21 protein-coding genes are annotated in these 26,720 nt (G+C 72.3%); 14 read left to right on the top strand and 7 right to left on the bottom strand.

The window, feature by feature from the left end; translation table 11 throughout:
* Positions 1-22 precede the first annotated feature (22 nt).
* On the bottom strand, positions 23-913 hold the full coding sequence (gene pucL / locus BCD48_RS31860; protein WP_071052077.1) for a factor-independent urate hydroxylase: 891 nt from the start codon (positions 911-913) through the stop codon (positions 23-25).
* 1,206 nt (positions 914-2,119) lie between these two features.
* On the opposite strand from pucL, the gene BCD48_RS31855 reads away from it, so the two are divergent.
* The 14 genes from BCD48_RS31855 to BCD48_RS31790 all read left to right on the top strand — a co-directional run bounded on the left by BCD48_RS31855 (position 2,120) and on the right by BCD48_RS31790 (position 20,597).
* Complete coding sequence (locus tag BCD48_RS31855) at positions 2,120-3,448, top strand: L,D-transpeptidase (RefSeq protein ID WP_071052076.1); 1,329 nt, start codon at positions 2,120-2,122, stop codon at positions 3,446-3,448.
* Between the two features lie 189 nt (positions 3,449-3,637).
* On the top strand, positions 3,638-4,807 hold the full coding sequence (locus tag BCD48_RS31850; protein WP_071052075.1) for a phosphatase PAP2 family protein: 1,170 nt from the start codon (positions 3,638-3,640) through the stop codon (positions 4,805-4,807).
* 454 nt (positions 4,808-5,261) lie between these two features.
* Positions 5,262-6,017, top strand: coding sequence for an OmpA family protein (locus BCD48_RS31845; RefSeq protein WP_071052074.1), 756 nt, complete (start codon positions 5,262-5,264; stop codon positions 6,015-6,017).
* Between the two features lie 132 nt (positions 6,018-6,149).
* Entirely contained in the window at positions 6,150-6,560 is a 411-nt protein-coding gene (locus BCD48_RS31840) for an encapsulin-associated ferritin-like protein (protein ID WP_071052073.1), read from the top strand.
* On the top strand, positions 6,557-7,363 hold the full coding sequence (locus BCD48_RS31835) for a family 1 encapsulin nanocompartment shell protein (protein ID WP_071052072.1): 807 nt from the start codon (positions 6,557-6,559) through the stop codon (positions 7,361-7,363). Before BCD48_RS31840 ends, BCD48_RS31835 begins: the two co-directional genes overlap by 4 nt.
* 439 nt (positions 7,364-7,802) lie before the next feature.
* Entirely contained in the window at positions 7,803-8,000 is a 198-nt protein-coding gene (locus BCD48_RS31830; protein WP_071052071.1) for a (2Fe-2S)-binding protein, read from the top strand.
* 94 nt (positions 8,001-8,094) lie between these two features.
* The gene (bfr, locus tag BCD48_RS31825) at positions 8,095-8,580 is read left to right on the top strand and encodes a bacterioferritin (RefSeq protein WP_071052070.1); all 486 of its coding nucleotides are present in this window, start codon (positions 8,095-8,097) and stop codon (positions 8,578-8,580) included.
* A gap of 324 nt (positions 8,581-8,904) precedes the next feature.
* On the top strand, positions 8,905-13,209 hold the full coding sequence (locus BCD48_RS31820; RefSeq protein WP_241842154.1) for a putative bifunctional diguanylate cyclase/phosphodiesterase: 4,305 nt from the start codon (positions 8,905-8,907) through the stop codon (positions 13,207-13,209).
* 668 nt (positions 13,210-13,877) lie between these two features.
* Positions 13,878-15,107 (top strand): urea ABC transporter substrate-binding protein, encoded by a 1,230-nt coding sequence (gene urtA / locus BCD48_RS31815; RefSeq protein ID WP_071052068.1) that lies wholly within the window; start codon positions 13,878-13,880, stop codon positions 15,105-15,107.
* A gap of 97 nt (positions 15,108-15,204) precedes the next feature.
* On the top strand, positions 15,205-16,083 hold the full coding sequence (urtB, locus tag BCD48_RS31810; protein ID WP_071052067.1) for an urea ABC transporter permease subunit UrtB: 879 nt from the start codon (positions 15,205-15,207) through the stop codon (positions 16,081-16,083).
* Between the two features lie 95 nt (positions 16,084-16,178).
* Complete coding sequence (gene urtC / locus BCD48_RS31805) at positions 16,179-17,432, top strand: urea ABC transporter permease subunit UrtC (RefSeq protein WP_083419492.1); 1,254 nt, start codon at positions 16,179-16,181, stop codon at positions 17,430-17,432.
* Positions 17,432-18,289, top strand: a complete 858-nt coding sequence (urtD, locus tag BCD48_RS31800; RefSeq protein WP_198543474.1) for an urea ABC transporter ATP-binding protein UrtD — start codon at positions 17,432-17,434, stop codon at positions 18,287-18,289. The genes urtC and urtD overlap by 1 nt, the downstream gene beginning before the upstream one ends.
* 128 nt (positions 18,290-18,417) lie before the next feature.
* Complete coding sequence (gene urtE, locus BCD48_RS31795) at positions 18,418-19,125, top strand: urea ABC transporter ATP-binding subunit UrtE (RefSeq protein ID WP_071052066.1); 708 nt, start codon at positions 18,418-18,420, stop codon at positions 19,123-19,125.
* A 281-nt stretch (positions 19,126-19,406) separates the two neighbouring features.
* Entirely contained in the window at positions 19,407-20,597 is a 1,191-nt protein-coding gene (locus tag BCD48_RS31790; protein ID WP_241842153.1) for an alpha/beta hydrolase family protein, read from the top strand.
* A gap of 24 nt (positions 20,598-20,621) precedes the next feature.
* Here BCD48_RS31790 and BCD48_RS31785 read toward each other — a convergent pair whose 3' ends face one another.
* The 6 genes from BCD48_RS31785 to BCD48_RS31760 all read right to left on the bottom strand — a co-directional run bounded on the left by BCD48_RS31785 (position 20,622) and on the right by BCD48_RS31760 (position 26,617).
* On the bottom strand, positions 20,622-21,164 hold the full coding sequence (locus BCD48_RS31785) for a hypothetical protein (protein WP_071052065.1): 543 nt from the start codon (positions 21,162-21,164) through the stop codon (positions 20,622-20,624).
* Positions 21,165-21,462: 298 nt separating this feature from the next.
* Positions 21,463-22,104, bottom strand: coding sequence for a hypothetical protein (locus tag BCD48_RS31780; RefSeq protein ID WP_071052064.1), 642 nt, complete (start codon positions 22,102-22,104; stop codon positions 21,463-21,465).
* A 327-nt stretch (positions 22,105-22,431) separates the two neighbouring features.
* Complete coding sequence (locus BCD48_RS31775) at positions 22,432-23,418, bottom strand: FadR/GntR family transcriptional regulator (RefSeq protein ID WP_071052063.1); 987 nt, start codon at positions 23,416-23,418, stop codon at positions 22,432-22,434.
* 248 nt (positions 23,419-23,666) lie between these two features.
* The gene (locus BCD48_RS31770; RefSeq protein WP_071052062.1) at positions 23,667-25,217 is read right to left on the bottom strand and encodes a hotdog domain-containing protein; all 1,551 of its coding nucleotides are present in this window, start codon (positions 25,215-25,217) and stop codon (positions 23,667-23,669) included.
* 282 nt (positions 25,218-25,499) lie between these two features.
* Positions 25,500-26,039 carry an alkylhydroperoxidase, AhpD family gene (gene ahpD, locus BCD48_RS31765; protein WP_071052061.1) on the bottom strand — a complete coding sequence of 180 codons (540 nt, stop codon included), beginning with the start codon at positions 26,037-26,039 and terminating at the stop codon, positions 25,500-25,502.
* Complete coding sequence (locus BCD48_RS31760) at positions 26,039-26,617, bottom strand: peroxiredoxin (protein ID WP_071052060.1); 579 nt, start codon at positions 26,615-26,617, stop codon at positions 26,039-26,041. The genes ahpD and BCD48_RS31760 overlap by 1 nt, the downstream gene beginning before the upstream one ends.
* Positions 26,618-26,720: the final 103 nt, after the last annotated feature.

Genomic DNA, 26,720 nt, shown 5'->3' with positions numbered 1-26,720 from the left:
TCGCGTGCGGGGTGCCGTCCGGTCAGCGGAAGCCCGGGACGGTCTGCCAGGCGGGGCCGGCGTCGGGGGCGTCGTCGCGCAGGACGGTGCCTTCGATCTTCCCGTATGGCCGGTCGGCGGCGTAGAAGACCGTGTTCGGGTTGTCGAGGCCGTAGGGCGCCAGGTCGACGAGGAAATGGTGCTTGTTCGGCATCGACATCCGGATCTCGGCGACCTCCGGATAGGCGGTCAGCACCTCCTCGCCCATTTTGTACAGCGTCTGCTGCAGCGCCAGGCTGTGCACGGACGCGAACGTCTCGAGCAGGATCGTCCGGATGCTGGCGAACAGCTTCCCGTAGTCGTGCTCGACTCCGATGAGGCGCCAGTGGGCGGTGACCTCGGTGGCGAGGATCCGGTCGTCGGTCTCGGCGAGCGTCGTGTAGCGGTCCTGGGCGAAGCCCCAGAACTCCGAGCCGGTCGACTTCAGCACCACGAGCCCGGCGAGGCCCGACACGACGTAGGCGTCGTCGCCGTCGACGGTGACGACCGTCGTGCGCCGTTCGGAGCCGGCGCGGCTGAACGCGTGGTCGTGGCCGGCGCCGTCGACCTGAATGCGGTCCCAGCCGTACTGCTCGATCTCGACCCGGGCGCCTGTCACCCAGTCGAACGAGCCGGTGAAGTGCCGGCCGAGGCGCAGCGCGAACTCCTCGATCTCGCCGACCCCCTCTCGGGCGAACGCGTAGGCCGTGTTCTTCTGCGCGTCCGTGGTCAGGATGTGCGCGTTGTCGCCGGTCAGGTGCGCGTCGGCGAAGTCCCCGCGCAGCGCCGACGACACGTTGAGGTCGGTGATCCTGTGGACCGGGGTGGACCGGTCCACGTGCACCAGCCGGACCTCGGCCTTCCCGAACTGGTTCGGTCCGAGCACGATCGCCATGGCTCCTCCTGAGGTCGGTCTGGTCCGGGCGGCCGGCCCGGCTTGGCGGGCCTGGTGCGACGCCTGAGCTGGCTGCCCGGGTGGTTGTTCCGTCGATGGCCGGTTGGTCAGTCGGTCGGTTAGCCGGTTCGTCGGGTGGTTGGCCGGGTCGGGTCGGTGGCCCGGCCGGGGGTGTGGCCGCCTGGGGGCCGGTCGCCATCCTCGCCCCGTCAGGTGCAGGCCCTGGTGACGGCGACGTTCGGCGGATGTTTCSCCGATCTTCCCGGCCCGTCCGAGGCCGGAGGCCGACAGACATCCCATGGGCTCGGATGTCCAGTCACAGCTGGTGACGGCGCCTCAGGCGCAGTGCCAACCCGGCCACCTCGTCAGCCCGGTCCCAGCCCTACCACCGCCATGTGCCAGGGCCCGGCGCCACGCGGGGAGGGCGCTCAGCGCCCGACACGGGGCGAGCGCGCCCAGCGCCTCGCCCCGGCATGTATGCGCGGAGAGCGGGCGGGACTACGCCGCGCATTTATTTGGGGCCAATTCCGTGACAATGGCGGGCCGTCGGCGCGCGGACCGTGACGCGCGCCGCCGATGGCAGGCGGATGTTGTTCTCTCGCCCGGTGGACGGTGGGAATTCGGCTATGCCCCCGGTGGTTCTCGTGAGGCAGTCTGGTGGCGGTTCGGGCATCCGTCCGAGTAGCCGGGCGGCACCGTGGGGGAGTCGTTCGGGCGCACATCGTGGCTGGCATTGATCCGGGTCGGGAAACGTTCACGGAAGTGGCATTCCTCCGGCCGAGGTTCTGCCGCCGCGAGCGGGGACGGCCTGGCGGGCGTGTCCGGTGGTCGGCCGTGGGGACGGCGATCATGGTGCGGCGACGGGTGTTTGGTCCCGCCCGGTGGCGTGGGGACGCCGGCGGGTGGGCTCGCGGACCTCCGGGGGTGCGGCTGGGGGCCGGCCGAAGGGCGCGCTCATGGCGAATGCGCGCGCGCCCGGAGACGGCCGACAGAGATGGCCACGCGGCATGGGAGGGCTTCGTGAGCATTGCCGGGAGAGGGCGACTCTCTGTATTAGCTCCATCGACAAATAGTGATGGTCGCCTGAGTGACAACGGTATTTCGCTTGCTCGGGGCGACGGATGCCACGCCGCTGGGTACCGTCCGACCGAGAGTTTTCGCGCGGACGCGCTAGTGGCCGTCCTGAAGATCGGAAGAAGGCGGGTAATGGTCTTCTCCGCGGGCGAACGCGGCGGGCAGGCGGGCCAATCCACCCGGCCGCGGGGCTGGCGGATCCGCCCGGTGTTGTTCGGGCTGGTCGCCGCCCTGCTCGCCGTCGTGCTGGCGGCCTGCTCCGGGTCCGGGGGCGGGGGCGAGCCCCCCGCGGCGGCGGCGTCGCGGACGCCGCCGGCCGCGAGCATCAAGATCACTCCAGCGGACGGCGCGTCCGGCATCGCGGTCACCGACAAGGTCGTCGTGACCGCGAACGCGCCCCTCGGCGACGTCACCATCGCGCGTGCCGCGAGCGATTCGCAGAAGACGGACGCTGGCACCCTGCCCGGCGAGTACTCGCCGGACCGGCGTACCTGGACCTCCGCCTCGGGCCTGTACGCCGACAGCCAGTACCAGGTGACCGCGTCGACCACGGCCACCAGCGGCGTCACCGGTACCGTGACCAGCCACGCCGCCTTCACCACCGGCATCCCGGCCAAGCCGTTCAAGGTGTCCTGGGAGCCGGTCGACGGCCAGACCGTCGGCGTCGGCACGCCGATCGTGCTGACGTTCAGCGGGCCGACCGCCGACCGGGCCGCGGTGCAACGGCACCTGTCCGTCGTCACCAGTCCCCCGCTGGAGGGCTCGTGGAGCTGGGCCTCCGACCGGGTGGTCCGCTGGCGGCCGAAGGAGTACTACCCGTCCGGGACCAAGGTGCATGTCGAGGCGAACCTCGCCGGGTTCGAGGCCGGCAACGGGCTGGTCGGCGTGAAGGACCGGGTGATGGACTTCACCATCGGAGCCCAGCAGATCAGTCACGTCGACATCGCCGCGCACACCATGAAGGTCTACAAGGACGGTCAGCTGGTGCGCACGATGCCGATCAGCGGCGGCAAGGGCGGCAAGCGGACGCTGCTGACGATGGACGGCCCGCACAACGTCCTCGGCAAGACCCAGAACCTGATCATGGACTCGGCCACGGTCGGGATTCCCCTTGGCGACCCCGACTACTACCGCGAGGAGGTCCAGTGGAACGTCCAGATCACCAGCGGCGGCCAGTACGTCCACTCGGCGCCCTGGTCGGTCGGTGATCAGGGGCGGGTCAACGTCTCGCACGGCTGCGTGAACGCCGCCCCCGAGGACGCTCAGTGGTTCTACGACTTCAGCCAGGTCGGTGACATCGTCGACGTCGTCAACAGCGGCCGGGCACCGGAGGCCGACCAGCTGGGCAACGACTGGTCGATCCCGTGGGCGACGTGGGCGGCCGGCAGCGCGCTGCCGGCGGGCGACGCCGGCGCGGTCGCCGCGCCCGCGGGCGTCGGCACGGGCCACCCCGGAGCCTGACCAGGAGCATCCAGTCAGCCACACTCGGGTACAGGCCATACGGGGGCCGGGCCCGCCGACCCCTTCCGGGCCGGCGGGCCCGGCCCCCTGCCACGTCCCGCCCCGCCCGGCGTGTGAGGTTCGGCCCGTCTGGGTCGCGAGGGCGGGCCCGGTGGCACATGTGTCGGAGGCGTCGGGTTGAGTAGAGAGATGTCAACGGGCCAAGACGGGGCAGGTGTCCCGGCGGGACGGGCGGAGGAGGCGCCGCCCAGCGCCGCGCGGGCGGACAGCGACCGGGCACCCACCAGGCCGGCCATCGCGCCGGCTTCCGCGCTGCCCGAGACGGCGCCCGCCGGTCGGGGCGAGCCGACCGGCGGGACCGTGGAGGGCCGCGCCCAGGCCCGCGCGGACACATGGCGGCGGCGGCTGCGTGACCCCGAGACCGGCCGGCCGGTGTGGTGGGTCGAGATCGTGATCCTGGTCGCGCTGTACTACTGCTACACCGGGACCCGCGGCTTCGCCGAGGGCTCCGTCGACCAGGCGACGAGGACCGGCGAGATGCTGGTGCGCTGGCAGGCCGCCATCGGGCTGGACATCGAGCTGGGGCTGAACCACTGGCTGCAGACCGTGCCGCCCATCGCGATCGCCTGCTGCTTCTACTACGCGACGTTCCATTTCATCGTCACGCCGACCGTCATCCTCTGGATGCACCGGCGGCATCCTCGCAGCTACTCGCGTGCTCGCTGGACCCTGGCCTTTACCACCATCCTCTGCCTGATCGGGTTCTTCCTGTTCCCGACGGCCCCGCCCCGACTGCTGCCAGGCGCCGGCTACATCGACACCATGGCCTACTACAGCAACTGGGGCTGGTGGAGCGCCTCCGCGAGCGCGGCCCCGCACGGCCTCGACAAGGTCGCCAACCTGTACGCGGCGATGCCGTCGCTGCACTGCGCCTGGGCGTTGTGGTGCGGGGTCCTGATCGCCCGCAACGCCCGCTGGAAGTGGCTGCGAGTGCTCGGCGCGCTCTACCCGGCGGCCACCGCCTTCGTCGTCATGGCGACCGCGAACCACTACATCCTCGACGCCTTCGCCGGCTGGGCCGTGCTGGGCATCGGCGCCCTCGCCGCCACAGCGCTCACCCGCCGCTCGACGCGCCGGTTCGCCGCGCGGCGCCCGGCGGCGCCGCCCGCCGAAGCCACCCCGAGCCCGACGATCGTGGAGCCGTCGCCCGCCGGTGATGCGGAGGTCGCCGTCGACCCGGCGCCGGGCGTGTCAGCCGCCACGGCCGCTCCCGGCCAGCGTCCGGGCGGTGAGCCCGCCGAGGGCGTTCCCGCCGGCCAGGCGCGCCCGGCCGGCGGCGGCCTCGCGACCCTCATCTGAGGCCGCGCTGGCCTGGACGCAGACCTGCCGGATCGCTTACCTCCCAGCAGACCTCCCAGATCGCTTCGCGATCCGGCAGGAACCCCGGCTTCGCGATCCGGCAGGAACCCTGTCGCCGATCCGGCAGGGACGCCGGCGCCGACCTGAACCCCCAAGGCCGTGGGTCGGCGTGTCGACCCGGGGCTGGCGCTTGTGCGGCTCGGTGTGGTGGCTGCGTTGCGACAGCGGCCTGAGCGGCCGCGGTTCGGCAGCCGCGCCCCGAAGACCGGATTCCTGCCCACAGGTGGCGGTTGTGGCGATGCGCCGGAGTGGCGTGTGCCGGGCCTTGGGGCCGATGTGCCACAGTTGGCGCTGTCGTGGTTGATATCCGGCATCCCGGTGATGCCGGACAGGGGTCGCGTCGACGCGTGCCTGGCAACCGCGTCCGCCTGCGTCCCCAGCTCGGAGTCCGTTCATGTTCCTGCCCGCCGTGACGCGCCCGCGCCGTCCTCGGCCGGTCGCGTTCGCCGTCTCGCTGCTGCTCGTCTCGCTGCTGCTCGCGCTGCTGGCGATCGCGGCGCGCCGCGGACCGATCGAGAAGGACCTGGCGCGGCGGGCGAGCGAGGCGGTTCACCGGGTCGGCGTGACGCAGGTCGCGGTGACGGTCGCCGGGACGTCGGTCACCCTGCACGGCGACTTCCCGAGCCCCGCCGCCGCCCAGGCGGCGCTGCGGGCCGCCCGCGTCGACGGCGTCAGCTCGGCCCAGCTGGGCACGGACGCCCGCGTCGCCACCGCGCCCGTCAGCGGGCCGAGCGGGGACGCGGATGCCGATGTGTCCGGGTCCGGCGACGCCCGTGAAGCGGACGAGGCGACCAGGGCCGCGCTGGCGGCCGCGGCCAGCGGGCATCCGGTCACGTTCGCGCGGGACAGCGCCGCGTTGTCGGCCGCGGACCTGGCGGCGCTCGACGGGGTCGCCGCGGCCCTGCGCGTCGGCACGCTGCCGGTGGTGGTCGCCGGGCATGCCGACAGCACCGGCCCAGAGCCGTACAACCAGGCACTGTCGGCCCGCCGCGCCGAGGCCGCCGTCGCCTACCTGGTCGGCACCGGCGTGCCGGCGGCCCGGCTGCGCGTCGTCGGCCTCGGTGAGACCCGCCCGGTCGCCGACAATGCCACCCCGGCCGGGCGCGCCGCCAACCGCCGCGTCGAGATCATGCCCGACCCGAGCTCCTGACGGCCTCGACCGCACCGCTCCCGCCCTGAGCTGGACGATTGCCTGATGGTGGTTCTGTCGTAGTTCTTGCATTGGGCGAATGCTGCCGCCCGTGGTCATTGGACCGGGCGTGCGCATGGTAGGCAGAGGTCCATGGCGGACTCGAGCATGGGGCTGCACGAACAGCCCGACAAGCTCACACCGGAACTTGTTGACCGGCACCGGGCGATCGTGTCGTTGATGGAGGAACTGGAGGCGGTCGACTGGTACGACCAGCGGGTCTCGGCGGCGACCGATCCCGAGCTCGCCGACATCCTCGCCCACAACAGGGACGAGGAGAAGGAACACGCGGCGATGACGCTCGAGTGGCTGCGCCGCCAGGACGCGGCGCTCGACCAGCAGCTGCGCACCTACCTCTTCTCGGAGGGCCCGGTGCTGGAGGCCGAGGCGCGCGCCATGAACGGGGACGGCGCCGCCGAGGCGCCGGCGGAGCCGGGCGTGGCGTCGCCGGCGGGGGCCGACCACTCACTTGGCATCGGCGGTCTGAAGGGAAAGTCCGAATGAACCACCTGCTCCGCGGGCACGCGCCGCTGACCGACGCGGCCTGGAAGGTCGTCGACGACGAGGCCCGGACCAGGCTCACCGTCAACCTCGCCGGCCGCAAACTGGTCGACTTCTCAGGCCCACACGGCTGGGACTACTCGGCGACGTCGCTCGGGCGCGCCACCCCGGTCGGGGCGCCCCCGTCGGACGGGGTGCGGGCCCGGCTGCGCCGGGTGCAGCCGCTGGTGGAGCTGCGCGTCCCGTTCACCCTGGACCGCCGCGAGCTCGAGGACGTCGACCGGGGCGCCGACGACGTGGACCTGTCGGCGCTCGAGGACGCCGCCCGGGCGATGGCGACGACCGAGAACTCGATCATCTTCCACGGCTACCAGGAGACCGGGATCGTCGGCATCGTCGAGGCGAGCTCGCACCCGCCGCTGTCCCTGCCGGACGACACCAACGGCTACCCGCGCACCGTCGCCAAGGCGGTCGCGATGCTGCGCCACGCCGGGATCGGCGGCTCCTACGGTCTCGCGATCGAGCCGGACGGTTTCACTGCCATCGTCGAGACCGCCGAGCACGGCGGCTACCTGCTGCTCGACCACCTGCGCCACATCCTGGACGGGCCGGTGGTGCGCGCGCCGGGCATCCGCGGCGCGGTGGTGCTCAGCCAGCGCGGCGGGGACTTCGTCGTCGAGTCCGGCATGGACCTCTCGGCCGGCTACGCCGGGCACACCGGAGACAACGTCGAGCTCTACCTGGAGCAGAGCCTGAGTTTCCGGGTGAACGAGCCCGACGCAGCCGTGGCGTTGAGCCCGGCCTGAGGCGCTGCTGGCTCGAAGGTCGCTTGCGCGACCGCTCGCCGCGGCGCCTGTCGGGCGCTGAGCGCCCTCCCGGCCTGGTTCCGGGGCTGAGGGCTGTCGGGGCCGGCGTGGTGGGACGAGGCGGGAATGGGCGGACGATCTTCGGGTTGTCCGCCCTTTGCGTGCCGGAGTAGTCACTTTCTGTCGCGAGGGTGGCGCCGGATGGTGGCCGGGGGGTTGGGAGGGGGTCGCCGGGCGCAAAGGGGGTGGGATGTGACGAGGTGCGCAGCGGGAGATTGATGGTTAGGTGGCCTTGCGTTAGGTGAGCCTAACTGGCACTCTGTATTCGTTAGGGAAGCCTTAGCTAAGCGTTGATGCTAATGCGAGGAACCCGGACAACGAACCCGAAGTGCCTGGTCGGCGGTGGAACACGCCGGCCCGTCCCGCGTGGTGAGGTGCGGTGCTGGTCTGCTCGTGCTTTGCTGTGTCCGACCGGACGCTACGCAGCGTAATCGCCGCGGGTGCCCGCGATGCCGACGAGATCGGCGAGCGCTGTGACGCCGGCACCGGCTGCGGCGGCTGCCTCGAAGAGATCTCGGAACTCCTGCTGTGTCATCGCGGCGGCGAGCCGGTCGCTGGCACGGCGCGGGCCGCCTGACGCCCGCGCCGGCTGGGCCGTTCGACGACAACGCCCTCGCGGTGTTGTCGCGGCGGCCGCGGTCCAACGGCGCGGTGACGAGTGGAGGCCTTGCGTGGTCAGTGGCGACGACGAGGTGATCGAGATCCTGAACGCGGTGCTTACTAACGAGCTCACCGCGATCAACCAGTACTGGCTGCACTACCGGATCCAGGAACACTGGGGCTACCACGGGCTAGCGCACCACTACCGTGACGAGTCCATCGACGAGATGAAGCACGCCGACAAGGTCATCCATCGCGTGCTCTACCTCGACGGCCACCCCAACCTGCAACGGCTGCACACCTTGCGCACTGGCGAGACGGTGCCCGAGATGCTTGAGCTCGACCACGCCCGCGAGCTGGAGAACGTCGAGACGCTACGTAAGGGTGTGACGCTGTCTCGCGGCAAGTCCGACTTCGGCACCGCCGTCCTTTTCGAGGATCTCATCCACGAGGAGGAGGAGCACATCGACTGGCTGGAGGCTCAGCTCGAGCTGATCCGCCAGATCGGCGCGCCCGAGTACCTCTCCGAGCAGATCCACAAGCACAGCTCGGACTGACGCTCCGCGATCGGCGAGAGATCGAGTGGGCTGGACGCACGGAGGTGCGTCTAGCCTTCGTCTGTCGGTCGGCGGGGGAAGGGTCCTTGCTGCGCTGGGTGATGCGTTTGTGCGCGCCAGGTCTCCGGCTGGCGGGGAACGGATACCGGGCGGTGCGTGAGGAGGCCTGAAGCGGCTACGCTGCGTCGCCGTTTCGCGCCGCCAAGCGGACCTAACGGAATGTACTCGGACGACTGCCGCTAGACTGCCCAGCGGAGGGCCTGGCCAGCGCAGATGGTCGCGCGGCCAGGTAGACGCTGCGCGGGAGGTGCGTTGGTCGCCGCGGTGACTGGGCTGGTGGCCGACGCGGTCTCGGCTGGGCTGCTGGTGGTGAACACCGAGGGCCGGGTTGTCTGGGTCAACGCCGCACTGGCGGCGGTCGTAGGCGTCGCGCCAGGGGGCCGGGACGCGGGCGGCGGCTCCAGCGCCGGGGCCGCGGACGTGGCCGGTGAGGTCGGCGGTGACGACGCCGACGGCCGCTCCGACGAGCGGCTCATGGTGGATCTGCCGACAGACCTCCCAGCAGACCCCGCGGACCTGGTGGACCGGCTTCGCCGGCCCGGCGGGGAAACCGGGCCTGGGGACCGGCCGCTCGGGCGCGCTCAGGCGCGTCACGCGGTCGCGGAGGCGCGGCTGCCCCTGTCGGGCCTCGTGCCCGGCGCCGCTCCGGTCGACGTCCGCTGGACCGCGCCGGACGGGTCCGCCCGCTGGCTGCGGCTGCGCTGCCAGCTGCTCACGCTGCCCGGCGTCGGCTGGGCGGACGGCCTCACGCTCTATGAGCTCTTCGACGTCACCGCCGGCTACCAGTCGGACACCCTCGTGGGTGGCGACGACACCTGGCGGGGCACCTCCGAGTGGGACAGGGCTGCCTGGGGCCCGACCGCCGACGCGGCGACCGTCGCGATGGTCCGCCCCGCGGGCAGCCTGTCCTCGTCCTCGTCCTCGTCCTCGTCCTCGTCCGCCGGCGCCGGCGCCGTGTGGCCCGTCCTCCCGGACCAGCGCTCCTCCCCGGCTCCGCCGGCGGTCGCGACGTCGGAACGGCTCGACCGCATCGAGGTGCTCACCCGCACCGGAACCTGGGAGTGGGACCTGGAGACGGGCCAGGTGGCCCTGTCCCGCAACCTGCTCGCTCTGCTTGGTTTCGACCTGGCCGAGAAGGTCGACTTCCACCAGATCCAGTCCCAGCTGCCAGCCGTCGACAGGCGCGCGATCCGCCGCAAGATCGGCGACGCGATCAAGAACCCCGGCACGTTCACTTTCGTCCACCGGCTCCTCGGTCGCGGCGGCCAGGGCGAACGGGTCTTCGACTGCCACGGCGAGGCCGTCCCCGACGAGTCCGGGCGCGCGGCGCGCATCCTCGGTACCGCGCATGACATCACTGACCTGCACCGCGTCCAGCAGGAGCTGGCACACCTGGCGGAGCGGGACGCGCTGACCGGCCTGTTCAACCGGCGGGCCATCACCAGGGCGCTGCGCGAGCACCTCGCCGCGTCCCCCGCCGGCCGCGCCGGCACGCTGCTGATCATCGATGTCGACCATTTCAAGGACATCAACGACCTGCGCGGCCACGCTGTGGGCGACACGGTCATGCGCGGCCTGACGCAGATCCTGCGCGACGAGCTGCCGGAGGCGGTGCTCGGCCGGCTCGGCGGCGACGAGTTCGCCGTGGTGCTGCCGGACGGCGACGGCGCCGACGGCCTGGCCATCGCCGACCAGCTGTGCCAGGCCGTCGCGCGCTCGCCGATCCCGGTCGACGACCTCGCGCTGCGGGTGACGGTCAGCATCGGTGTGGTTCCGCTGGCCGCCGTCGAGGACGACACGGCCGCGCTCGCCCAGGCCGACCTCGCGCTCTACGACTCCAAGGGCGCCGGGCGCGACCGCGCCCGGCTGTTCAGCGACGAGCAGTACGAGCAGGCGGCGCGGCGGGTGTCCGTCACCCAGCGGGTGCGCGCCGCGCTGGAGGCCGGCACGCTCGCCGTCGACGCGCTGCCGCTGGTCGACCTCGCCGCCCGCCGGGTCATCGGCTACGAGCTGCTGGTGCGGCTGCGCGACGGGCTCACACCGGAGCTGTCGCCGCGGGAGTTCCTCGAGCCGGTCGAGCGGACCGAGCTGGTGCTTCGGCTGGACCGGTGGGTGGTCAGCCAGGCCGTCGCCGCGCTGATCGCCGACGGCCCGGACGGGTCGCTCTACCTCCACGTCAACATCTCGGCCCGGTCTGTCGAGGACCGGGGCTTCGGCGACTTCGTCCTGGACGCGCTGCGCATCGGCGAGGTGAACCCCGCCAGGCTGGGGCTGGAGATCGCGGAGCGGTCCACGCTGGTGACCATCGAGCCGGCCCGCCGGCTGGCGGCGAAGCTCACCGCGGCCGGCTGCCGGTTCATCCTCGACGACTTCGGCGTCGGCATGGGCTCCGTCGTCCACCTACGCACGCTGCCGTTCAGCGGTATCAAGATCGATGGGGAGTTCGTCCAGCAGGCGGACGTCAACGCGCAGGACATCGCCCTCGTCGACGCGGTCGTGCGGATCGCCCGCACGCTCGGGATGTACACGATCGCGGAGAACGTCGACCGGGAGTCGCTGGCCAGTGCCCTGGGCGACATCGGCGTCGACTACGCGCAGGGTTTCCACGTCGGGCCGCCGCGCCCGCTCGCCGAGCTCCTCGCGGAGCGGTCCACCGCGGGCGACCCCGTGGAGCCCGACCACGCCGACGTCGAGCGGGCCGAGTTCGCGCACGCGGATGCGGGACGGGCCGAGTCCGAGCACGCGGCGCGCGAGCGGGCCGAGCTGGAGCGGGTGGAGCTCGAGCGGGTGGAGTTCGAGCGGGTGGAGTTCGAGCGGGCCGAGCTGGAGCGGGTGGAGTTCGAGCGGGCCGAGCTGGAGCGGGCCGAGCGGGAACGTGCGGAGCGTGAGCGGGCCGAGTTCGAGCGAGCCGAACTGGAGCGTATGGAGCGGGAACGCGCGGAGCGTGAGCGGGCCGAGTTCGAGCGAGCCGAACTGGAGCACGTGGAGCGCGAGCGGGCTGAGCTGGAGCGCGCCCGGCGTGAGCGGGCCGAATTCGAGCGGGCCGAGCGCGAGCGGGCCCTGCGGCTGGAACGGGAGCGCGCGGAGCGGGACCGGGCCGAGCGCGAGCGGGAGCGGATCCGTCGGGAACGGCTCGAGGCGGAGCGCCGGCGCGCGGAGAACCGCGGCTCGGTGTCGTGGGAGCGGCCTGGGCTCGGCGACCTCCCGCCCGGTGCACCGCCTCCGACGGGGCCGACGTCCCTGACGTACCCGGCGTTCCCGGAGACGGTGCCGCCGCCGGACGGTGCCGGGGGAGCACCCACCTGGTCCTATGGGCCGGCGACGCCGGCGTACCCGCCGCCATATCCGTCCGTGGCGCCGCCGTCCGGTGACCAGGTGCCCGACTATCCGCCGACGGACGGGTTCCCGCTCGGTGGGCCGCCGAGCGCGCCGTTGCCCATCGGCGGCCTCGCCGGACCCGGCTTCCCCGACCCGGGCCGCACGGGCGGCGGGTTCTCCCGGGGTGCCTTCCGCCCCGGCGACCTGTCGGGCGAGGGCTACCAGGGCGGCGGGTACGGCGGCTACGACGCGTCCCGGCCTGACCCGCTCGGGCTCGACCGCGTCGGCTACCTCGGGCGTGACCCGCTGTTCGGCGCCCGGGTCTCCCCGCCCGACCCGGACGGCGACCGACCAGGCGGCGGCCCGGCGTCCGGCCGCCAGGACGGCCCACCTGGCGGCTGGGACGCGGCTGGCGCCTGGGGCACGCCCGGCGGCGTCGGACCGGCGCCGTGGGACATCGTGTCAGTGAGCGGAGTCGTCGCGGCCGGGCCTGGCCCCGACGCCGAGAAGGACACCGGCGGTTCCCGAACCGGGCTGGACATCGGCGGAGGGGCTGGTGGCCCGCTCGGCGCCGGCGGTCGGGACATGCGCGGCACCGCCGCCGACGCTGGCTCGGGCGCCGCGAGTGACGGGGGCCCTGGCGCCGCGGGCGATGGCGTCGACGGGCCGGCGTGGCCCGCCGGCCATGCCGGCCATGCCGGCCATGCCGGCCATGCCGGCAATGCCGGCCATGCCGGCAATGCCGGCCATGCCGGCAATGCCGGCCATGCCGGCAATGCCGGTGACGCCGGCCCGGTGGCCAGGGAACGTCCCGACCACGGTCCCGTGGGCTTCCAGAGCAACGAGGACGCCGGGAAGGCCGGTCCGGGCGCCGTCGCCGACGAGCCGGCCGGTGATGACCCGGGCCGCCCGCCGAGCGGCCGGTCCGCGCGCCGCCGGCCGGCCGGCGAGGACGGGGCCGCCGGGCGGCGGCGGGCCGGAGGCCTGCAATGGGTCCGGCGGCACACCCCCGACCCGCGCTCGGTGGCTGATGGCGCCGCCGGTGCCGACAGCCCGCCGCGGCAGGATGAGGCCTCGACGGGCGAAGGCGTGACCGACCCGGGCGGGGCGCGGCCGCAGGTCGGGGGACCGGACACGGACGACGACGCGCCGCCGCCAGCCCAGGACTCGGCCGACACCCAGGTCGTGACGATCAACAAGCTCGGCCAGCACCCCGGTGGCACCGTCAACGGCCTGTACCGCTGGCCGTAGCCCTTATGGGTCGCTGACTCTCCATCGCCGCGACCGCCGGTTCCGCATGGAGGCTGTGACCCGCGTTCGCGGCGGGGTGTCGTCTGGCGCCTGCCGCGGCTAGCGCCCGCCGCGGCAGGCAGCGCGGCATTCCTCCGCTGTCCCGCGGCCGCGTCCCAACCGCGCCCGTGTCCTGACCTCGGTGTTTGCCGACCTCCGACGTGTTCCGACCGCGGCCGCGCCGTGGCCCGCCGGGGTAAGCCCGCCCTTCGCGGCGGCGGCATTCTGCCGCGAAGACGGGCTCTCTGGGGTTCCGGCGAGCCCGTAACCGGTTCACGACGTCGTGACAGGCGTAACACGGGCGTGCGCCGATGGGCCGGTGAACAGTAAGCGCGCACGTCGGTGAACGGTTGTCCGGAGTTCACCCGATAGTGGGGTCGCAATTCGCGAAACGACCTGGAAACACGTGTGTCCTGACGTAACGATCTGGTGACGGTGGCCCGCGGCGGTGGCGCCTGGATGATAATTGCCCTAACGTCAGGAGGTTTTTGGCCCGTACGTTTTCGCGGCTCCACTGGCCGCAAAAATGACGGGTCGCGCGGATTAACGTCCGGGTAACTCCGGAGTCCCATGCCGGTAACCGCTTTCCCTACACTGATCGATATCAGCGTCCTAGGGAGGGCAAGGAATTGTTCGGAAAGTCCTGGCGTAGGCTCGCACCGCTCGCGGTGCTGCCCGCTCTCCTGCTCGCGGCCTGTGGGGGGTCGGGGGATTCATCGTCTGACGGCGGCTCGTCGGACACGATCAAGGTCGGTCTGCTGCATTCGCTCAGCGGGACCATGGCCATCTCGGAAGTGACGGTCCGGGACTCCGAGCTGCTCGCTATCGAGCAGATCAACGCCAAGGGCGGCGTGCTCGGAAAGAAGCTCGTGCCGGTGGTCGAGGACGGTGCCTCCGACTGGCCGACCTTCGCCGAGAAGGCCCAGAAGCTCATCTCGCAGGACAAGGTCGCCACCGTCTTCGGTGGTTGGACGTCCGCGAGCCGCAAGGCGATGCTGCCGGTCTTCGAGCGCAACAAGGCGCTGTTGTGGTACCCGGTGCAGTACGAGGGCCTGGAGCAGAGCCCGTACATCTTCTACACGGGCGCCACCACCAACCAGCAGATCGTCCCCGGTCTGGACTACCTGAAGGAGCAGGGCAAGAAGAAGATCTTCCTGGTCGGTAGCGACTACGTCTTCCCGCGTACCGCCAACAAGATCATCAAGGCCTACGCCGCGGCGAACGGGATGGACATCCTCGGTGAGGAGTACCTCCCGCTGGGCTCCACCGAGGTCTCGACGATCGTCAACAAGGTCCAGCAGGCCAAGCCCGACTTCGTGTTCAACACCCTCAACGGCGACTCCAACGTGGCGTTCTTCAAGCAGCTGAAGTCCGCCGGCATCGGTCCGGACCAGATCCCGACCATGTCCGTGTCCATCGCCGAGGAGGAGGTCAAGGCGATCGGCACCGAGTACCTGGCGGGCCAGTACGTCGCCTGGAACTACTACCAGACGACGGACACCCCGGCGAACACCGAGTTCGTCAAGGCATTCAAGGCCAAGTACGGCTCCGACAAGGTGACCTCCGACCCGATGGAGGCCGGCTACAACGCGGTCAACCTGTGGGCGGCGGCGGTCGAGAAGGCCGGCACCACCGACGTCGAGGCGGTCAAGAAGGCGGCCGGCGGAATCTCGCTCGACCTGCCCGAGGGCAAGGTCACGATCGACGGCCCGACCCAGCACGTCTACAAGACCGCCCGGATTGGCCTTATCGGCGCCGACGGCCAGATCAAGTCGATCTGGGACTCGGGGGAGCCGATCAAGCCCGATCCCTACCTGAAGGGCGCGGAGTACCCATGGGCCAAGGGGCTGTCCTCGTAACCATCTGGAGGTAGCGGCCAAGGGCGCGCGAAAATGATCTTCTTTCGCGCGCCCTTTGGCTCTGGGCGCGTCGAGAAGATAACGGAGAACGGTTGAAGTGAACGGGTTCCTGAACCAGTTGCCGATCGGGCTGAGTATCGGGGCGGTGCTGCTGCTGGCGGCGCTGGGCCTGACATTCACGTTCGGCCAGATGGGCGTCATCAACATGGCGCACGGCGAGTTCATCATGGTGGGCGCCTACACGACGTACATGCTGCAGAGCTGGGCCGGGCACGAGGCGGTTATCGCGGCCCTGCCGGTGGCGTTCGTCGTGGCGGGTCTGTTCGGGGTGATTCTCGAACGGACGCTGATCCGCAGATTCTACGGGCGGCCACTGGACACGCTGTTGCTCACCTGGGGCGTCAGCCTCATCCTGCAGCAGCTGGTTCGGGACCTGATCGACAACCGCGGCGTCCAGGTCGTCGCCCCCGACTGGCTCATCGGGGGCGCGGATCTGGGCGGTATCCGGATTCCCTACAACCGGGTCTACATCTTCTGCCTCGCGGCGGTGTGCCTGGTGGGGATCTGGTTCTACATGAGCAGGACCCCGGCCGGCCGGCGGATGCGGGCCGTGATGCAGAACCGCGAGCTCGCGGCCTGCAGCGCGGTCCGCACCGACCGGGTCGACCAGATCACGTTCTTCATCGGCTCGGGGCTCGCCGGCGTCGCCGGGGTCGCGCTGACCCTGGTCGGCACGGTCAGCCCCACCCTCGGCACCAAGTACATCGTCGACGCGTTCCTCGTGGTCGTCGTCGGCGGTCTCGGCCAGCTGCGCGGCGCGCTGATCGCGGCGTTCGCGCTCGGCCTGCTCAACAGCTACGTCGAGTTCTGGTCGAACGCGAGCCTCGCGAAGGTGATCGTGTTCGTCGCGATCGTGGCCTTCCTGCAGGCCCGGCCCCAGGGCATGTTCGTCCTTCGCAGCCGGGCGCTCACGTGAGCCGGACCTCCCGGATCGGCTCCGCAGGCTCCGCCGATCCGGCAGGGACCCCGGAGGACGAGGCCGCAGGGAGCGAGCGACGGAGTGAACCGGAGATGCAGAGCGCCCCGGTGACGGCCACCGAGGAGCCGACCGCGGCGCCGGAGAGCGGGACGGCCGCGGCGAGGAGCGGGTGGCGCGCCCGGCTGGTGACGCCCCAGCTACCGTGGCGGATCGTCTTCGTCGTGGTCATCGCGGTCGGCGTGATCGCTCCGTACGTGCTGGACCCGGCGTTCCGCCTGCCGCTGTTCACGAAGTACCTGTGCTACGCCATCGTCGGGATCGGCATCGGCCTCGCCTGGGGCCACGGCGGCATGCTCACCCTCGGGCAGGGCCTGTTCGTCGGCCTCGGCGGCTACTCGATGGGCATGTACCTCAAACTGCACGACGCCGGCCCCGGCCACGTCCCCGACTTCATGGACTGGAGCGGCGTCGAGAAGCTGCCCGCGTTCTGGGAGCCTTTCCGAAGCCCGGTCGTCGCGATCGCCGCAGTGATCATCCTGCCGATCGTGGTGGCGACGCTGCTCGGTCTGCTGGTGTTCCGCCAGCGGGTGCGCGGCGCCTACTTCGCGATCCTCACGCAGGCGCTCGCCGCCGCCTTCGTGATCCTGCTGATCGGCCAGCAGGGCTACACGGGCGGCACGAACGGCCTGACGAACTTCAGCGGGTTCTTCGGCATCGACACCTATGCCGACCAGGGCCACCGGACGCTGTACTTCATCACCGCCGGCGTGCTGCTGGTCATCTTCCTGCTGCTGCGCCTGGTGGTCGCGAGCCGGTTCGGCCGGCTGCTGCTGGCGATCCGGGACGGGGAGGACAGGGTACGTTTCCTCGGCTACGACCCGACCGTCATCAAGACGATCGCGTTCGCGATCTCGGCGGTGACCGCGTCGGTCGGCGGCGCGCTGATCGTGCCGGTGGTCGGCATCGTCAACCCCGGCATGCTCGACATCGTCCCGTCGATCGAGCTGGTGATCGCCGTTGCCGTCGGCGGCCGTTACTCGCTCGCCGGCGCCGTCATCGGCGCGGTCGTCGTGAACTGGGCGCGGTCGACGTTCTCCGAGGACTACCCGTCGGCCTGGACCTACTTCCAGGGCGCCCTGTTCATCGGCGTCATCGCCTTCCTGCCCAGGGGCCTCGCCGGGCTCCTCAAGCAGCTGCGTGACGGCGGGCCGGCGCTGATGAAGAAGCTGGGAATCAAGCCCCCGTCCCGGCCCGCCCCACCCACCGCGCCACCGGCCGTCGCGCTGGCCGGCGACCAGACCGTGGTCGTGCCCGGGCAGGGCGCGTCCAGGCAGGAGGCGGTGTGATGCCGACGTCCGACGAGACCAGCACGGAGACCACCACCATCCCGGCCCAGCGCACCGCCGAGACCGGCGAGACGCTGCTGGAGGTGCGTGGGCTGCGGGTCGTGTTCGACGGGTTCGTCGCCATCGGCGGCATCGACTTCACCGTGAGCCGCGGCGAGCTGCGCTTCCTCATCGGCCCCAACGGTGCCGGCAAGACCACCCTCGTCGACGTCATCACCGGGATGACGAAGCCCGCCGCCGGCTCGGTGCGGTTCGCCGGGACGGAGCTGGTCGGCCGGCGCGAGTACCGGATCGTGAAGCTCGGGATCGGCCGGACATTCCAGACCGCGACGGTGTTCGAGGACCTCACGGTCCTGGAGAACCTCGACCTGGCGGCGAGCTTCCGCATGCCCGTCCCGAAGCTGTTCCTGCGGCGCAGGGGCGTCAGCGACCCGGTCGCGCAGGTCCTGGAGACGACGCAGCTCGCCGAGCTGGCCGACCGGAAGGCGGGGATCCTCTCGCACGGCCAGCGGCAGTGGCTGGAGATCGGCATGCTGCTCGCCCAGGACCCCCAGCTGCTGCTCCTCGACGAGCCCGTCGCCGGCATGACGAAGGACGAGCGGGAGCGTACCGGCGTCCTGCTCCAGCAGATCGCCGAGGAACGCACGGTCGTCGTCATCGAGCACGACATGGAGTTCCTGCGCCGGTTCGCCAGCGTCGTCACCGTCCTGCACGAGGGCAAGGTCCTCACGGAGGGCACGGTCGCCGAGGTCCAGGCGGACCCGCGCGTCCAGGAGGTCTACCTGGGCCGCAAGAAGGAAGACGACGAGTCTGGTGGGGCGGCCGCGGCCGCGCTTGGGCTGGAGGCCGCCCCGTGAGCGCAGGAGCAAGCGAGCGGAGGTCTCGTCCGACGAAGGAGGACGAGGCCGAGCAGGGGTCCCCGTTCGGCGCGGATGCGACGAACGGGGGGGCGATGAGTGCGGCGACGGAGCGAACTCGAGGCACCATGAGCGACGAGCTGATGCTGAAGGTCACCTCGCTGGACGTCGGCTACGGCCGGGCGCAGGTCCTCTTCGGCGTGAACCTGGAGGTGCCCGCCGGGTCTCTGGTCTGCGTCATGGGCCGCAACGGCGTCGGCAAGACAACCCTGCTCAACGCCATCATGGGCATCCTGCCCCCCTCCGCAGGCACCATCGAGTTCCAGGGCCAGAACATCACCCGGATCGCGACCTACGACCGGGTAAGGCGGGGGATGGGCTACTGCCCGCAGGGCCATGAGACCTTCCCGCAGCTGACCGTCTTCGAGAACCTCCAGGTCACCTGGGAGGCGGCCAAGGGCAAGAAGGGCGCGATCGACGAGGCGCTGGACGTGTTCCCACGCCTGCGGCCGTTCCTGAAGCGCCGCGCCGGCTTCCTCTCCGGCGGCCAGCAGCAGATGCTCGCCATGGCCAGGGCAATGGTGACCGGGCCGAAGATGCTGATCCTCGACGAGCCGACGGAGGGCATCCAGCCGTCCATCGTCGCCGAGATCGAGGAGGTCATCGAGCGCCTGCACACCGAGGTCGGTCTCGCGGTCCTGCTCGTCGAGCAGTATGTCGACACCGCGATCAAGCTCGCCGACAGCTTCATCGTCCTCGACGCCGGCCTCGTTGCCCATGCCGGCACCGCCGCCGACCTCCACGACGCCGACCTGGTCCGCCTTCTCGCGGTTTGAGGCGGAAGCTGGGCGCCTCCGCCAGCGGGCGGTGGCGCCCAGCTTCCGCTGACTCCACAGCCGGGTGCCCCCGCGCGGCTCCGCGCGGGCGTCGGACCACATCGGCGTGGCTACGTGAACCGTTCCACTCGGTTACCGTCCGTAGCATGGGTGCGTCGTCGGGTCGTCGCGGCGTGGGTGCTCGGGGGATTCGCGTCGCACCGCTTCATCGGCGTGCCGCGCGGCCGGCCGGCCTGCTGATCGCCGCGCTGATGGTGACAGCCGGAGGTCAGCCGGCGGCCGTGCCGACGCCCCGGGCGGCGGACGCGGCGGCGGACGCGGCGGCGGGCCTGGCGACGGCGCCGCCCACCGCGGCGGACCCCCTGACCGCGCCGGACAAGCCCGGCAGCCATGGCGTCGGCTTCCGCGCGGTGACCATCGTCGACGCCGGCCGCCACCGCACCCTGATCACCTCCGTCTGGTACCCGACGCGGTCGCGGCTGCCCGCTCCGAGGGCCGCCGGCACCACCGGTCCCGCGAACGCCGCCGCCGGTGCCGCCGGCCGCTCCGGCACCGTCGACGGCCCACCGGCGGCCGGCGGGGCTGTCCCGGCGCGGTACGAGATAGCGCCGGAGGTGAGCTATCCGTCGCGGATGGCGGTCGTGGACGCGCCACCCGAGCGGGGGCCATTTCCCCTGGTGGTGTTCTCGCACGGCAGCGCGGGCAGCCGGGTGCAGTTCGCCTCGCTCGCCGAGGCCCTGGCCAGCCGCGGGTACGTCGTCGCCGCGCCCGACCACCCGGGCGACACGATGGCCGACGTCGCCGCGGGGCCCAGCGAGTCGCTGATCGACCTGGCGAGTGACCGCCCCATGGACGTCAGCGCGGTCCTCGACTGGATGCTCGGCCCCGGGCGTCCCTTCGCGTCGATCCTGTCGGCGGACAAGGTCGCGGTCGTCGGCTTCTCCTTCGGCGGCCTGACGGCGATCGCCTCGTCCGTGGGGCTGCTGCGTGCGCCCGCCGACCCCCGGGTCCGGGTGTCGGTGGGGATCTCGCCGGCGAGCGCCGCACTGCCCGCGAGCCTGCTGGCGCGGGTGCGGATCCCGACCCTGCTGATCGCCGGCACCGCCGACGGCGTCACACCTCCCGGGCCGGGCGCCGACCGGACGTTCCGTGAGCTCACCGGGTCACCCGGCCGGGCGGAGGTGGTTGTCACCGGTGCCACGCACAACTCGTTCGGCGACCTGTGTGACCAGGTGTACCTGACGGCGGACGGGCGGGTGCCCGCCGGGATCCGGCTGCGCATGCAGCTGGGGGCGCTGCTCACCTGCCTGCCGCCGCTGGCCGACGCGGCGCTCGCCCAGCAGATGGCCCGCTGGTACACCGTCGCCTACCTGGAGCGCCACCTGCGCGGCGACACCCGCTACGACCGGTACCTCACCCCCGCCGCCGCGACCGCGCAGCCGCTCCCGGTAACGCTCCGCGCGGCGCCCTGAGGGGAGATCCAGGCGAACGGGCCGTCAGGGCGAGCGGGTCGGCGGGCGAAGGACGTGGCTCACGGAGCGGACGGCGGGCTGGTGGGCGGCGGCGCGCGGGGCGCCGCGGGCGGTGGCGCGGGTCGTCGAGCGCGCCGGTTCCTCGTCCGGATCGGCGGCGGCCTCGTCGGCGTCCTCGGCCTCGGGCGCTTCGCCGCCGGCCACCTGACCGTGGGAACCGTTGGGGTGGCCGCCCGGGTGACTGCCGTTGGGATGGTCGCCGTTCGTGCTGAGGGCGTCCAACCGGTGGCTGGCCTCGCCGCCGCCCCCGTCGCCGTTCGACCCGGTGGCGCCGTCCCAGATCTCCGGGTCGATGTAGATAGCCCGGGTCATCCCGCCATGACCGTGGATGGCGAGCAGGGTCTCCATGTTCGGGTAGATGGTGGTCGACTCCAGTCCGGAGGCCCACCAGAGCACACAGGTACCGTCCGGCGCCTGGGCGCCAAACGCGACGGCGCCAGTCCCGGACACCCCGGACACGTCCACGTCCCGCTCGAGCTGGAACCTGCGCACCTGTCGCGCGGACATCGCCTGGGATGACCTCCTCGTGGAGCACCAGCGTCCCCGCGCCGCCCGACCGGCCGCAGTGACTGTAGAACTGGCACGGTACCGACCTCGAGGCCGGACCGACGACCGGGCACTGGCCAGTCCCAGACCGGTCGGCACACGGTAGCGGTTGGAGCCCGCCCAGGTCATCCCTTTCCGTCTTACGGCCACTACTATTCCTGACCGCCATCGACCACCCGCAGGTCAGCACGACCCGCCGGCCAGTCCGGGACCACAGCCGGCTCGGCCCTCGGGATCACGGCCGGCGATCCCGCCGACGTCAGGTGAGCGGGCGGAAGGAGCCGGTGGGGCGGTCGAAGGCGTCGTGGGTGTAGACGGCAAGCGTCGCGGCGAGGTCGAGGGGCTCCACGCCGTGGGCGGCGAGGGTGAGCCAGAGGCCGGACATGAGCACGAGGCCGTGGTGCAGCAGGCACTCGGGATAGCCGGCGACGCGGGTGGCCGCGGCGGAGTGGAATGCCTGCGCGGCCGAGGCGTCGTCGGTCAGGGCCGCGAGCGCGCCCGCGCGTACCTGGGCGGTGAGGAACTCCCAGACCTGTTCCGTCTCCGGGGCCTGGGGACCCCGCCAGACGCCGCCGAACGTGAGCTGGCGCAGCACCTCCGTCGGGGCGTAGCCGGTGCGCAGGTGCAGCACCACCGCCCAGGAGGCGGTCAGCCAGCAGACCGCGCGCAGCGTGGGCATCGGGTCGCCGGTGAGCCTGTCGGCGAGGGCGCCCTCGGCGTCGGCCCGGCTCGCCGGGTCGAGCCAGCGCAGGACCTCGCGCTCGACGGCGACGATCTCCGCGATGGGCAGGTCGGCGGGATGCGGACGGGCAAGAGCCGCGGCCCGTCGGGAGACGGTGTCCACGAGTGCCAACGCGCCTGGCTCAGGAAGCGTCTGCCAGGCAAGACCCGCTGGCGCCATGCCGACACGCTAGCCCCCGTCGCCCCCGCTCCACCAAATGGCCACATGATTCGGTGCGCCGATGCCGGTTTTCCCACTGCGCGTGACGAACCATGACCCACCCGGCGCCGGGCGCCGGGGCCCCGGGTGGCCGCCCGGGGCGGATCCGGTGCGTGCCATGCCACAAGGGCCCTCGGTGACCCGCGTCAGCGGGTCACCGAGGGCCCTGTCCGTGGCAGCGCGGCGAGACCCCGCGGGTCGGAGCCCTCCCGCTGTGGCGGGGCCGGTGGCTCGGACACCTTCGGCGTCACCCAGGACCGGCGCGGGGCCGGGTGGCCTGGGCGCCGGTCAGCCGCCCAGGAGGTCGAGGACGGCCGACGAGGGGAGCTCGTCGGCCGCCTCGGCCAGGTGGCGGCGCCAGAGCGCCTCGGCGGCGTCCGATTCGCCTCGCTCGATCAGTTCGACGAGGCGGTTGTGGACCTCCTGGTGCTCGGCCAGCGAGCCATGCGTGTCCGCGGTGACGGTGGATCCGGCGACATCCGAGTGGTCGCCCGGCTGGTGGCTGGTCGCCGCGTGCAGGATGTGCCGGAGCATGTTGTCGATCACCGTGAGTGTCTGGTTCCCCGCCAGCTCGACGAGCAGGTGATGGAACCTGTTCAGGGACACCCATGGGTCGGGAGTGACGGTGTCCAGGCCCGCGCCGGCGGCGCCGAGCTGGCCCGCGCCGTGCCCGCCGGGAGCGCCGTGGCTCCCCTGGCCGTCCCGTCGGCCGCCGTCGATCGCCGCCGCGGACTCGGACAGCGCCGCGCGCAGCCGGCCCAGCGCCGGCTGCGCCGGTGCCTCGGCGAGCATCCGCACCGCCGGTGTCTCCAGCGACGCGCGCGCGTGCTGGACGTCGGAGACGGTGGTGCGGCGGTGCTCGAGGACCAGGCCCGCGTAGCGCGCGGCCACGTGGCCGTCCGGCCGGTGGACCCGGGCGCCGCCGTGAGCGCCCCTGCGAACCGAGATGAGCGCCTCGGACTCCAGCACCCGGAAGGCCTCGCGCAGCGTCGGCCGGGAGACGCCGAACTGCTCCATCAGTACGGCTTCGGGCGGCAGAGCGTCGCCTTCGACCAGCTCGCTGCGCACGATCTGGCGGCGCAGGTGCGCCGCCACGAGTTCGGCGGTTTTGGGTACCCGCACGTGCCGTCCGACGCGCCCGTCGTCGAGCACGGTGGTCGGGGTCGGGCGCGCGACGCCGGCCGAGCCGAGGCCGCCGGCAACCCGGGTCACGCGGACCGGGTGCACGGACCGTCGCGTCGCGTCCAGATTCGTGGCCGGTTGCAGTAACGCCATGACGTCGTCCCCCTGTAGGTGGCGGCGGCCTGCCGCCAGGCCGCGTGGATCGCTGTCGCGATGTCGCCGCGAGTCTTACAGGGGGTGCTGTAGTCGTACGGTTACGGGTAAGGTAATACCACGGTGTGATACGAATAATGTAACACACTGTGAAGATTGTTGATTACTGTCTGTATATATAGATGGAGTGCTGACCATCGGTGACCCCCGGGTCGGGCGCACCCATCAACGGCTGGCGACCTGCGATTTTACGGTTGCGGACGGCGATATGCGCTCAGGGCCACCATGGTCCTGGCGAGCACGCTCGGTGGCGCATCCGCGGGGCCGAGTTCCACGTCGACCACGGCCAGTCGCCGCCCGACATGTCGGACCGTGGCCACGGCCGCCACGTCGTCCTCCATCGGCAGTGGGCGGATCACCGTCAGGTCCAACGACAGGACATGGATGGCCGACCCGGTCGGCAGCCGGCGGGCGAGCACGGTGCTGACCGCCGCGTCGGCGAGCGCGCAGCAGGCGGCGGCGTGGACCCGGCCGAGCCGGTTCGCGAGCCAGCCGGCCGGCGGCAGGCGCAGCAGCAGCCGGTCGCCCTCGCCGCGGACGTCCGCGCCGAGCGCACCGAGCAGCGGGTGCGGCGGCGGTAGGTGACTGACGGGCCCGCTCGCCGTCTCGTCCCTGGTGGCGACGCCCGCCTCGTCCGCCTCGCGCTCCGGGCCGACCGGGCGGGGCCGGTCGCTCGCCGCGGGCTCGTCCAGGCGTGGGGCCGCGGCGGCGGCGGTGCCCTTCGCCGGTACGACCGGTGACGAGGCGGCCGGGTGGACCACCGCGCAGATCGCGGACGCCTCGGCCAGCGGGCGGCCGTCGGGCGTGCTGACCGTCGCGGTCGCCCGCCGTAGCCGGGCATCCGGCTCGTCGCCGTCGAGGGTGGCCACCGACGCCTCGGCGCGCAGCCGGACCGGTCGTTCACGCGGGCGGTCGGCCGCCGGGTCGGGGATGAACATCGACGCGGGTGGGCGTGGCCCGTCGGCGTCGTCCGGGTCGGACCAGCCGGCGGCCGGCCCGTGGGTGCGCAGCTGCAGCGCGGTGGTCACGGTCAGATCGCCGGGACTCAGGCAGGTCCCGGCGGCGGAGGCGACCGCCATCTCGGCGAGGGCCGCGACGGCGGTGGTACTGAGCCGGGGGCCGGGCGCCGGGCCGGTCAGCCAGGTCGGCACCGTCATCATGAGGCTGGCGAGCCCCTCGGCGGCCGTCAGCACCCGGGTGCCGGCCGCATCCCCAAACGGGTCGCCCGGCGATACGCCCGCGTCGTCGGCCAGCTCGCCGCCTGCCGCGTCGGGGACCGTCGCGCCCGCGACCGGAGCTTCGGCGCCCATGGGCCGCGCCTGGCGGAGATCCTGGGGGCCGTCGGCGCCGGAGACCGCCGGGCGGGGCGGCGGGAGCGGGGCGGCGGGGCCGGCGACGGCACGGGACCAGGCACTCAGCCGCCGCAGGCTCTCCAGCCGCGCGGCGCCGCCGACCACCGCGAGGTCGCCGCCGGCCATGGTGTGGCCGCCCTCGGCCTGGGCAAGGTTGTCGGCCTGGGCGAGGTTGTCGCGGAGCGCCGGGGCGCCGGTCGACGGCCCGGCGTCAGGGCGGGCAGCGGCGCCTGCCGGCGTGGTGTCCGCCAGGGCGGCGCGGGGCGGGCGGTCGCCCGGCCCACCGCCACGCCTTGCCAGGGGCCGCGGCGGTGACGCGACGTTGGTGCCCGCCGACGGCGTGGGTGCGCCGTCGGTGGCCAGGATGTCCGCCTCGTCCCCGATCACGGGGTTCTGTCTAGCAGGATCGGGCCGCCTCCAGAACGACCGCCCCTGCTCGGGTGACGGGGATCACGTTTGAATTTCTACATAGAACATGACGCATTGCGAATGTCGTGGTTATTTCACATCTATGTCGGAATAGCCGGGATTATCCGTCCCGTCATCCCGCCTCGGCGCGGACAGGCCGTGGAACATGTTGTGTGGATCGATGTGGGTCGGTGTGAATCAGCAGGGGCGCCCGGTCCCCGCCGGTTCCGTCTCTCAGGTGGAACCGGCGGGGAAGCGGGGTCACGCCGCGACGGGCGTGAACTCCTCGGCCTCGAGGGTCACGGCGACGGCATGGACCACGGAGGCGATCCGGAGCGCGTCCTGGACGGCCTCGCGGGCCACGCCCCGGCCGCGCAGCTCGTGCTCATGCGCCTGCAGGCAGCGGCCGCAGCCGTTGACCGCGGAGGCCGCGAGCGACCACAGCTCGAAGTCGACCTTGTCGACGCCCGGGTTGGCGATCGCATTCATCCGCAGTCCGGCCCGCAGCCGGTCGTACTCCTCGTCCTCGAGGAGGTGTAGCGACCGGTAGTAGACGTTGTTCATCGCCATCAGCGCCGCGGCCGTCCTCGCCGCGCGGTAGGCCTCCGGCGACAGGTGCCCGCGTACCTCGGCGTCGAGCTCGGCGATGACGGTGCGGCCCCGGCTGGCGAGCGCGGCGGTCAGCACCGTGCCCCACAGCTGCTGCTCGGTGAGCTGGGTCTGGCTGGTGACCGAGCCCAGGTTGAGCCGCAGGTCCTTGGCATACTCGGGCAGCGCGGCGCGCAGGGTATCGACGCCCATCAGGCCGGCACCTCCACCTTGCCCTGCTCGGGGACGAGCTTGCCGCCGACCGACAGCGTGTTCTGGCCCTTCTGCCAGTTGCAGGGGCACAGCTCGTCGGTCTGCAGGGCGTCGAGCACCCGCAGGACCTCGTTCGGGTTACGGCCGACGCTGCCGGCGGTGACCATGGTGAACTGGATCACGCTGTCCGGGTCGATGACGAAGGTCGCCCGCTGGGCGACTCCGTCCGCACCGAGGACACCGCAGGCCGCCGTGAGCTCCTTCTTGATGTCGGCGAGCATCGGGAACGGCAGGTCGCGCAGGTCCTCGTGGTTCTGCCGCCACGCCAGGTGGACGAACTCGCTGTCGGTGGAGACGCCGAGCACCTGGGCGTCCCGGTCGGCGAACTCCTCCTTGAGACGGCCGAACGCGGCGATCTCGGTCGGACAGACGAAGGTGAAGTCCTTCGGCCAGAAGAAGACGACGCGCCACTGGCCGGGACGGCTGACGGAGGTCTCCTGGATGAACGCGGTGTCGGCGTCGTTGGAGACGACGGCGGTCAGGTCGTATGTGGGGAAAGCGTCACCGACGGTAAGCATGGTAGCGCGTGTCCTCTCTCTTGGATGATCCGCGTGGGGCGGTGTCCGGGTGGTGCCGGGGCGCCGCTCGCCCGTCTCGCCGGGCGCCGGCCTCCGCCGGGCG

Source organism: Pseudofrankia coriaricola, from assembly GCF_001854805.1.
GTDB lineage: Bacteria > Actinomycetota > Actinomycetes > Frankiales > Frankiaceae > Pseudofrankia.
Note: the sequence above shows the minus strand (reverse complement) of the source record. Positions and strands in the feature narration are given on the sequence as shown.